The 9805-nt window shown below is 43.6% G+C and carries 6 protein-coding genes; 1 reads left to right on the forward strand and 5 read right to left on the reverse strand.

The features are described 5' to 3' along the window. The first annotated feature begins 191 nt into the window (after positions 1–191). The gene (locus ACLFWI_RS19785; protein WP_446414333.1) at positions 192–482 is read left to right on the forward strand and encodes an acylphosphatase; all 291 of its coding nucleotides are present in this window, start codon (positions 192–194) and stop codon (positions 480–482) included. A gap of 198 nt (positions 483–680) precedes the next feature. On the opposite strand, the gene ACLFWI_RS19790 is transcribed toward ACLFWI_RS19785, so the two are convergent. The 5 genes from ACLFWI_RS19790 to ACLFWI_RS19810 form a co-directional block, all read right to left on the reverse strand. Continuing rightward, entirely contained in the window at positions 681–4679 is a 3999-nt protein-coding gene (locus tag ACLFWI_RS19790) for an Eco57I restriction-modification methylase domain-containing protein (RefSeq protein ID WP_446414334.1), read from the reverse strand. A gap of 174 nt (positions 4680–4853) precedes the next feature. Next, a complete protein-coding gene (locus ACLFWI_RS19795) occupies positions 4854–5501 on the reverse strand; it encodes a restriction endonuclease subunit R (protein WP_446414335.1) in 648 nt (215 codons plus the stop codon). A gap of 29 nt (positions 5502–5530) precedes the next feature. Continuing rightward, a complete protein-coding gene (locus ACLFWI_RS19800) occupies positions 5531–6100 on the reverse strand; it encodes a Uma2 family endonuclease (protein ID WP_446414336.1) in 570 nt (189 codons plus the stop codon). 14 nt (positions 6101–6114) lie between these two features. Then, positions 6115–9477 carry a helicase-related protein gene (locus ACLFWI_RS19805; protein ID WP_446414337.1) on the reverse strand — a complete coding sequence of 1121 codons (3363 nt, stop codon included), beginning with the start codon at positions 9475–9477 and terminating at the stop codon, positions 6115–6117. 74 nt (positions 9478–9551) lie between these two features. Then, complete coding sequence (locus ACLFWI_RS19810; RefSeq protein WP_446410474.1) at positions 9552–9758, reverse strand: DUF3226 domain-containing protein; 207 nt, start codon at positions 9756–9758, stop codon at positions 9552–9554. Positions 9759–9805: the final 47 nt, after the last annotated feature.

Consider the following 9805-nt stretch of genomic DNA (forward strand, 5'->3'; position numbering starts at 1 on the left):
CACCGATAACGGCACAACAAAACCCGCCCTCCCCACCGATAACGGCACAACAAAACCCGCCTTCCCCACCGATAACGGCACAACAAAACCCGCCCTAGCTCACCGATAACTGCTATATCATTTTCTTCTGTCATTTGCCTTCTACCTTCTGCCCTATTTTTCTGTAAGTATTCAACCGAAGTTAAAATAAAATGCCGAATCAATCACAGGAACAAATCCGCGCCCACGTTTTCATTTCTGGAGAAGTTCAAGGCGTTGGCTATCGTCTTTCAACAGCCAGTAAAGCTCGTCGATGCAGTGTGAATGGTTGGGTGCGAAATATGCCTGATGGTCGAGTGGAAGCGGTGTTTGAAGGGAAGAAATCAGGAGTTGAGGACATGATTAATTGGTGTCATCAGGGTCCTTCTGCTGCTGTGGTGAAAGATGTGGCGGTGGAGTATGAGGAACCGGAAGGGTTGAGCGGATTTGAGGCGAGACGGTAATTGGTTCATTGTGTGGAAAATAGGGATTATAGTGTATTGTCGGGGTACAATGTTTGCGCCCTTTGCCATATACCTGACCCGATTTGGAAATAATATATTATAGCAACCGCCATAGCGGTTAGGACACATCATTTAGTAGAGACGTTCCGCCGGAACGTCTCTACAACAGTTCGTTTGTCCTAATCGATGTGTCTACTGCTATAACCAGCGATTTTGGCAATAATTGAGAATCTCACTAGGAGTATCCAGTTGGCTGGTTAAGTTGCCAGTGCGGATAAACAGACATTCTTTGGTTTGACCGCTTTTATCGTCTTTGAGCTTAACATAGACGGGACGCGGGGAGGGGTCAAGGCTAATCCGACAAACGTCTTTACCTTCGATTTCGTGGAAGGTGATATGAATGTAGGGGGCGATGTCTTTACCGAGTTCTTTTAGTAGTAAGTCGTTGGTGAGAAAGAGTTCGTAACCGTCGCGGTTTTTCTTTTGTACGGTTTGGTAGTCGTGGTTTAAGCCAATAACTTTGCCTTCATCGTTGACGCCGATTAATACTGTTCCCCCGTGATGGGTGTTTAAGAAAGCCGCAACGGTTTTGAGGATAACCTGTTCCATCTCCTTATTTTTCTTGTTTTCCCGCATATCCCAACGGGCGGAGGATTTGAATTCTAATTCGGTGCTTTCGCCTTTGTTGATGAGGTGAATAATTTCTGCGTCACCAGTTAGGGGGGTAAGGGTTTTATAGGCGTCTAGGGCGGCTTGTTTGGTTTCTTCGGGAACGATGGGAAAGGTACTGAGAATGTGTTTAAATTCGGCTTCGGTTAAGTTGTAGAGGTGGGCAATCATACCATCAAGTTCAGCGCGAAGTTTGGCGCGTTCGGTTTCGTCGGTGACGCCGTTTTTATGGGAACCGAGTCCGACTTCTTGGGCTAAATCATCGAATTCTGGAGTGGTGCAGATGAGTTTGGCGGCGCGTTCGACAATTTCATTAAAGTAGGGTTCTCCTTCTGTGAGGCGGGGGACAGGGAGTTGGTAGACGTAGAAAAAATTAACATTAGCGGATACTCGAAACCGAAGTGCATAATCTAGAACAAAACTATTCCAAATGGATACCAAATATAAACACTCAGCGTTGTTTAGTGGACTATCTACTTTTTTCGAGTAACGCAAGACGGACTGAAAATTCTCTGAATGAAAACTTGGCGGAATAACTGTTGCTATTAAAGTGCGAGAGTCAGTTGATCTAGCTACTTTACGGAAACCAGATCGATAATGTTGATAATCTAAAGCCTGTCCTTTATCTTCCTCTCGTCCTAATATAGCTGCACGCCCTGCTGACTCTTCTATCCAATACCTAGCTGTGCCAAATGTATGATTAAATTGCTCAATCATTTTACCTTCATAGAGAGGTAATCTCTCTGCTGCTGGCTGCGGATTGAATAAATGACTATCATTCGTCATGTGAAACTCTGAATTTAATTTCAGATTCCACTTCCCTTGAATCTTTTCCCCCAGTAAAGGAAACTTGCTCATCTTTTGGGCAATACGAATGTCTGTTTCATTTTTAAACTCCATCACTGAGAGAGAATCAGGAGAAAGGCTGTGTACTAGATCAACATTAATGTAGAGACTGTCATGTTCAGGAAAATTTGAAAGTTCTTGTACATCATGACGCATAAATTGTGCTGGAAATTCTTGAGTTATGCCATTCTTCTCAAACGTCAAAATAACAAACTTGAAGCTGCGATGAACACCTTCAAAAATTGCCCTGCGATTTTCAAAACAAAATAACCCAGTGATTTGAGTTTGCTCAAAAAGCATAGCTCGAAGTTGTTTGGCTCCTAAATCTGTATAAATACCACTAGGAATAACAATTCCACATTCACCACAAGGTTTTAGAAGGTTAAAACACTGTTCTAAAAAAAGCTTATATAGGTTAATATCTGTTCCCGCTTTTTTGCCATTAACAACTGACACTTGATTCTTATACTGCTCTGATGAGCGATAGTATGAACTCATGTATGGATACTGGCTTTGGTATTCCAACCAAGCCTGAGCAATTTCTGGATTTTTTAGTAATTTCTGCTTTTCCTGATCAAATTTATTGATGTCCATTTTGTTTTTAGTCACAATAGCACTGTATTGCGCGAAAAACTCTTTAGCCTGTGGCTTAAATATCTCCCATGGTGGATTAGTGATAATCGCATCAAATCCGCCTCTGTCTTCTATAATCTGGTCAAAGTGATAGCCCCAGTGAAACGGTTTCAGCGCTTCAATATCCTGAATCGTCAATACCCGCTTTTTCGCTTTCCCTTTCAACTGCGCCTGTTCATACTTAATCCCTAACTTACTACTAAACTCATCCAACAATAACTGATTTAACTTCGTGTAAGAATCACGGTTTAGCTTCTCAATCTCATTTCGCAGCATTTGCAATCGAGAATCCTGAGAGGTTTCTTCAATATCTTCTGGCTGAAAAGCGTGTTTTTTGTATAACGCTATATTTTCGTTCTTTTCGCCCAAAATCTGCCGATAACTACTGGCGGCTAGAGGTTGCAGTAAATTCCCCTGTTTATACTTGGAATCGCCAACGGTATCAAATCCTTCCTCATCTACCCGAATCAACCCGATTAACGAATTCCCCACCATGATGTTAAAATCAATATTCGGTAAAGGTTCTAACTCCTCAACCTCCTGGGCGGAAGAAACCAGCGCCAAAAATAACCGTAATTTGGCAATTTCCGTCGCCTCCTCCATGATGTCTACACCATAGAGGTTATCGGTAATAATCCGCTTCTTGACAAAATAAGATAATGAGGGATGATTTGCCTCAATCTTATTTAACCACGCTTTCAAACGTCGATCGCCTTTTAACTTGATGGTGCCGATAACCGCCGTATAGACTGAGATAAGCGTCTTCATCGCGGCGACGAGGAAGGCTCCAGAACCGCAAGCCGGGTCAAGTAATGATAGATTAGGAAGGATATCGTGGATTAAGCGATCGCACAACGGGGAGTCAAGCTTAATCAGTAGTTCGTTGATATCCGCAAACCCTTCCCCCTGGTTAGAGACAGATGGAGAGGAATCTCCTATAATTGTCGCATTCACCCGATCTAAAATAAGCTTATTAATCGTGCGATCGCATAAATACTCGGTAATCTCCGGGCGGGTATAATACGCCCCAAACGCCTTCTGGTTAATATACTTCTCAAAAATATACCCCAACACATCCGGGTTAATCTCATCATCCTTACCCCCTGGCGTATCATCCAGATTCCAGGAATAGCGAGAAAACAAATCCAAAATCTGCTCAAACGCCTCATCTGCTATAGCAATATGCGGATACTCTTGCTCAATCCGATGCTTAAGAAATAATCCCCCATTCAAATACTTTACCCGCCCAATTAACCGTTGCACCTCCGGTTCCCGTTCAAATTCCGGTTTAGCAAATCCTTCAAAAAATAGCGCTTGGAGAAACTCCCGAAAAAAGCGATTTTCTCCCCGCTGTTTACTCTCGGCTAACTTATTTTGCAGATAATCTAAATCTTCATCATCAATAAACCCTTTCTTCTGTAAGAAATAAACAAACATTAAGCGATTCAGAATAACCGACGTATACCAGCGACAATCCCCTTCGCTATCAATCCCTTGGATAAACCTAAGAAACTCCTGATGTTGTTCCTGAAACGCCTTATAAAACTTCTTCGTAACCCGCTCAATATCAAAAGCACTTTGTAACCGTTGAGCAACTTCAACCACCGACGGTTCACCATCTTCCAGATGGGAAATATCAATTACCAACCCACCCAACTTACTTAAAAACAAATCCCCCGGTTGACCCTTCACATATAAATGATCACGCACATAACGCTTAGACTCCTCCCGCTTCACCCAATACCACAGACTGCGGCTGCGCTCATTATCCACAAAAATCAACAAATTTTCCGCAATTTTCTCCGTCAATTCTTTATGAATCGCCACCCGATGTTTTGCCTCTGGAATCGTACCATCCTCTCCCGTCACTTCAAAGACAACCACCCCAGACGCTTCCGCAATCCGGTAATACTGATAGGTTTTCTCCTCAATCTCCAAAGATACCGCTTTCTTCGTGGAGGGTTGATACCAGCCCAACTCTTCAATAAACAACTCATGAAACTGGAAATTATAGAGTAAATCACGGGTGCGTTGAAAATTGAGGGGCATAATTCGTATCTCCTAAAAATCAGGATACAGGTTTGTAGTTGCGCTGTCTTCGCCCTAAACACTTAAGCGCTGACAATCGGCGTGAAACATTTTGGCGTAGGGGCGCACCGACGTGCGCCCTTGGATTAACGTGCGCCCTTGGATTAACGTGCGCCCTTATCGAGGTACCACTATCTATTCCAAATTAGCAGAACTAGATAGATAAATCAGTTTCTTTAAAATTCTGAGGACATCACCCAAACCATTTTGGCGATTGCCAATTCCAAACAAATCAGACATAGCATACAGAGGGGTAGTGTCTTTGACAACTTTCAGGAAAAGAAAACTTCCCCCAGTCGTAATCATGCCAAAACTCGGTTGTGCTGAATTAGGGTTCCCTAGCATATAGGCGAGAATTTGCGCTAATCCAGCCTCTACAGAGAAATTAGCTTGTTTGGATTCAATCACCATCACCCAAAGTTTGTCCTTAAGAACCAAGGTGTCAAGATTCCCTTTAACAATAATTCCGCGTTCTTCGTCTTGAGCAGAGATTTGGACACTACTCTCGGCTCTTAAATTCCAAGGCGATAGATAAAATTGTCCGATAAATAATAACGGGGAGACAACGGCGAGGTTGATAGGTTTTTCGAGTAAAGGGGGTTGTTTGAGTAAATTGAAATAGCCCGAACGGACTTGTTCTAAGAGTTGGTTTTGCCAGTCGGTAAGTTCGGGTAAATCACCATGCCATTCTGGGAAGAACTGTTCATCCTCAACTCGCTGAAGCTGGAAGTGAGTTTCTAATTGTCCTAGCGTGACATCTCTAGCTTGAATTGTTTGAACCATATTCTCACAAAAAGATACAGGTTTGTATTTTAATCCAAATTCAACCAACTAAACACATCCGCTACCGTAAGCTGCCAATTGCCTAAACTATCAAGAATGGGTAAACTATCTGTCTTATACTTGACAACAGGTAACTGATTCGGTTGAAAGACCATAACCGATTCATCATCCGGTTCAATAAACCACCCCAGCTTGGTTCCATGATTTAAACAGAACAGAATATTATCAATCACCCGACTAGGGGATTGGTCAGGAGAGAGAATTTCAATCGTCCAATCTGGGGCAATTTTAAATTTATTCTCAATCCGGTTATTAGCTTTACGCGGAATACGCTCCCAGGTAAAAACGGATACATCGGGAACAATCGAACGTCCACCGAAGGTACAGCGTAATTCGGGAAAGGCATAGGCTAACTTATCGGGTATCGCTACTTGATTAATGGCAGTGACTAAACTACCTTGTAAAACACTATGTTCTCCTTGAGGCATGGGCTTTTGGTAAATTTTACCGTTGACATATTCCCTGGCTGGCTTGGTTTCCGGTTGTGCCAAAAACTCGGCGAGGGTTAATTGGGTTTCTGGAATAGTGAGTGATGTCATGGTGATTACCTAGCTTATCCTTGAAATAATCCTAACGAACAAATAATTTCCGGGTCTTGAGTTCTCCCTTCCTCCTGAACAAAACACAAACGGTCATCTAAATACAGCGCCACAACTAACTCGGCAAACTGTTGGTCATCCATCCCACTTTTCAACGACCGATTCAAGCGGTCAATCGCTGACTGTCGCAAGGGATAACGATAAATTTGGTCAATTGCTTTATGTAAATCTGGCGTCGCTAACAAAGGCATCTCGTTAGCATACCGTTTCAGCCGTGTATAGGTACGAAATCTTGCCCCCGAAGGACGCCCCAATTGACCCCCGGTACTTTTCTCTTCCTCCGCAATTAGTTCCGCCCCCTTTTGGACTAAATCATGATGGGAAGGATGACGGTCAATTGCCTGAGTTTCCGGTTCGCAGCGTGCCATTCTCATAATCTCAAACTGAGACTGGGTAACACTTTTACCCTGCTTATTGATCCAAGCTAAGGCATCATTACCTTCGCCCGTTTTCATATACAGTAATACCCCTTCCGGTTGGCTAGTGGTAGGTGTATGCTTGCGGGTGGAATAGACCACATTTGCTAAGGTTTCAATCTGCTTTTTCAGCGTGGGATTATTCTGAGTCGCATTCTGCCAAATTTGATAGGCTTCCGAAGTCAAATCTACTTCGTTATCCTCATCGCCATCAAGAATCCCAGACTTCTCGTGATACAAATCTAATAGAGTTTGTTCATTCGCATCCTCTTCAAAAAACGCCTCATCTGTCCCAACCACTTCCGCATTTTCTTGCAGTCGTTGACGCAACCGTTCTCGTAGCCGAATAATCCGTTCCACTCCCGCTGCGGGTAAAAACGAATAGCAAAGAATTTTCGCCGCATTTTGACCAATTCGGTCTACCCTTCCCGCCCGTTGAATTAGGCGAATAATTGCCCAAGGTAAGTCATAATTAACAATAATGGCGCAGTCTTGCAAATTTAACCCTTCACTGAGGACATCGGTAGCAATTAAAACCCGTAATTCTTCCTCAGAGGAGACGGACTTATCGTTACTGACGGGACTAAAACGCCACGCGATTTCAGCCGGGTTAGCAGAATTCCCGGTAACCCCTGCAACCTTATCAATTCCCCGTTGCTGGAGTTGGTCAGTCAGATAATGTACCGTATCCGCAAACTGACTAAAAATCAACACCTTTTCTTGGGGATGAACCTCACCGAGTAGCTGAACTAACGCCGCCAATTTTGGGTCTTGATTCGCATCCCACTCCCCACATTGATTCAGGAGACTGATTAAGGCTTTCGCATCAGCAAGTAAATCTTTTTTCAGCGAAGCCTTAAATAATTGAGGACGCAGCCACTTAAACCGCCGCTGATACCGAGTCGAATACTCATGATAAATCAGCGCCGCCCGTTGGCGATAGTCTATTTCGGTTTGAGATAATAATTCTTCCCCGGTGACTTCTTCCTCATCATCGAAATCCAGCAACGTTCCCATCACCGAATCCATATCCTCATCATTGGTGCGAGTATCCAGCAGCGCCGCCTCTTGGGAACCAATGGGTAAAGGTAAGCCTTGTGCGATCGCGTGCAAGAAAATATAATTGCGTAAGATATGGCGGTCAATGGATTGCAAGAAGGCTACCCCACCACTTTCTAAGCGCTTAAATAGGTTAGTCCGACAAAATCCCATCAATCGTTTCCCAGCGCGAGATAACCCTTTTAGCTGTACCGCTTCCGCAAGGGTTAAGGATTTCCCCTTAGCTGACTTTTCTGATATCGCATAATTCCCCAATCCATATCGAGGCAAATTTAGGGAATTCAGCAGATTAACCATCTCCTCTGAATAAAGCGCCCCATAGGGATCATTCCCCGCGCCCAAGCTGAACTTAATCGTCTGGGGTTGGCGCAGGGGAAAATATGCCCGTCTCCCATCCGGAAACGTGAGATATTTGCGCCCTAGTTCATCATCTTCCGTATAATTTTCCTGAATAAAACTGCGAGTTCGACGCACCATATACAGCCGCATCAATTCTCGCCAATCATCGGGATACTCACTCTTTTCAAACGCCGCTAATGAACGCACGGGGGCTTGATGTTTGCGGCTAAATTCGATTTCTCCCCCCAACTCACTCAGCAGTTTTTCGGGACGAATCCCTAAATCCTGATCATCAGGAACAAATAAACGCAGTTGATTGGATAAATCCAAATAGGTTTTGTTATAAGGCGTCGCCGTCAACAGAATACAGCGACTTTCATTCAGCGCAATATACTCCTGAATTGCCCGATACCGCTTCCCCTCTCGATTCCGCAAATTATGACTCTCGTCAATTAATACCACCCGATAACGGCGTTCATTGGGTAACTCTATCTGCACCCGACTGAAGGACAGGACTTTTGCCCGTAACCCGTAGCGGTGAACATAATCCTGCCACATTGTCACTAAGTTCTTGGGACAGATAATCAGAGTTTCCAAGAAAAAATCCTCTTCCAAAATCTTAGCCAACGTCGAAGCAATTAACGTTTTCCCCAACCCGACAACATCTCCCACCAATACCCCACCCCGACGGTTTAAATGACGGGCAGCAATTTGGACGGCGGCTTTTTGAAAGTCAAATAACTGATGGCGAAAATCACGGGGAATCTGATATTCCGATAACCCCGCCCTAGCTTCTTGAGATAAATGATAGGCAATCTTCAGATAAATATAGTAAGGCGGAATTAACTTATCTCTTGCCCAACTCTGATCAATGATTTCCACCAAATCTTGGGAAATATCAATACACCAGCGGTCATCCCAACGCTGATTAAACCATATCTGTAGCTTTTGACAAGCATCATGGTCTAGAATATCAACATTTAACTCGCCCTGGTATTGTAACCCCGATAATGTCAGGTTACTGCTACCCAAAAAGCCAATCGTGGGATTATTGATATCCTGGCGATGAATCAGATACAATTTGGCATGAAGCGGATATCTCAGAAATAATTTAACAATAAGTTTCTGGGTTTTAATTTGCTGACTCAATCGGCGCAAACCTGCTTCATCCTCATTCGTGGGTGCGCCCCAGGTTAATTGTTCACAAAATTCTTGAGCAATTTGTTTCTTGTAACGGATAATTGTGCTATTATCAATCCCTCTATCTTCATACCCCAACGCCAACGCCGAATGCACATCATCTTTCGGTAAGCGCTGCATCCCAATTAACAGCCGACAACAACCCCCTTCACCACCGCCAAACTGTTCAATCGCATCATCAATTTTACGCCACCCTCTCAGATTAAAATAGCCGACACAAAAGTCAGCCCGTTGGGAAATTTTCAGTGTATCCCGTAATGTCGGTAACAGCGATTGTTCTATGTTGTCAAAGATGCGTGGCATTTGTCATTTGTCATTCGTCATTTGTCATTCGGCATTCGTTATTTGTCTTTAACGTTTGATTCGCCATATTTATTTTAAACGTCCGCTAACTCAAACAGACGTTTTAACCATTCAACGACTTTGTTGGCGATTTCAGCATTATAACTCAGTACCTGGGCGGTAATGGCTTGTTCCATGGGCATTGCTGGCGTTTCTTGCCAAGCTAACCATGTATGAATTAAGGCTTTGGGATAATGAATTAACGTATAGCGATTCAATCCCAACTGTTCAATATATAGCAATCGCCATAGCGGTTAGGACGCATCTTATGGTAGAGACGTTGCATGCA

The organism is Coleofasciculus sp. (assembly GCF_046539235.1).
Classification (GTDB): Bacteria; Cyanobacteriota; Cyanobacteriia; order Cyanobacteriales; family Coleofasciculaceae; genus Coleofasciculus.

What these genes read in the sequence shown, in the direction of transcription:
- ACLFWI_RS19795 (WP_446414335.1), bottom strand. Translation starts at nt 5,501, where the DNA reads ATGGTTCAAACAATTCAAGCTAGAGATGTCACGCTAGGACAATTAGAA.
- ACLFWI_RS19785 (WP_446414333.1), top strand. Translation starts at nt 192, where the DNA reads ATGCCGAATCAATCACAGGAACAAATCCGCGCCCACGTTTTCATTTCT.
- ACLFWI_RS19805 (WP_446414337.1), bottom strand. Translation starts at nt 9,477, where the DNA reads ATGCCACGCATCTTTGACAACATAGAACAATCGCTGTTACCGACATTA.
- ACLFWI_RS19800 (WP_446414336.1), bottom strand. Translation starts at nt 6,100, where the DNA reads ATGACATCACTCACTATTCCAGAAACCCAATTAACCCTCGCCGAGTTT.
- ACLFWI_RS19790 (WP_446414334.1), bottom strand. Translation starts at nt 4,679, where the DNA reads ATGCCCCTCAATTTTCAACGCACCCGTGATTTACTCTATAATTTCCAG.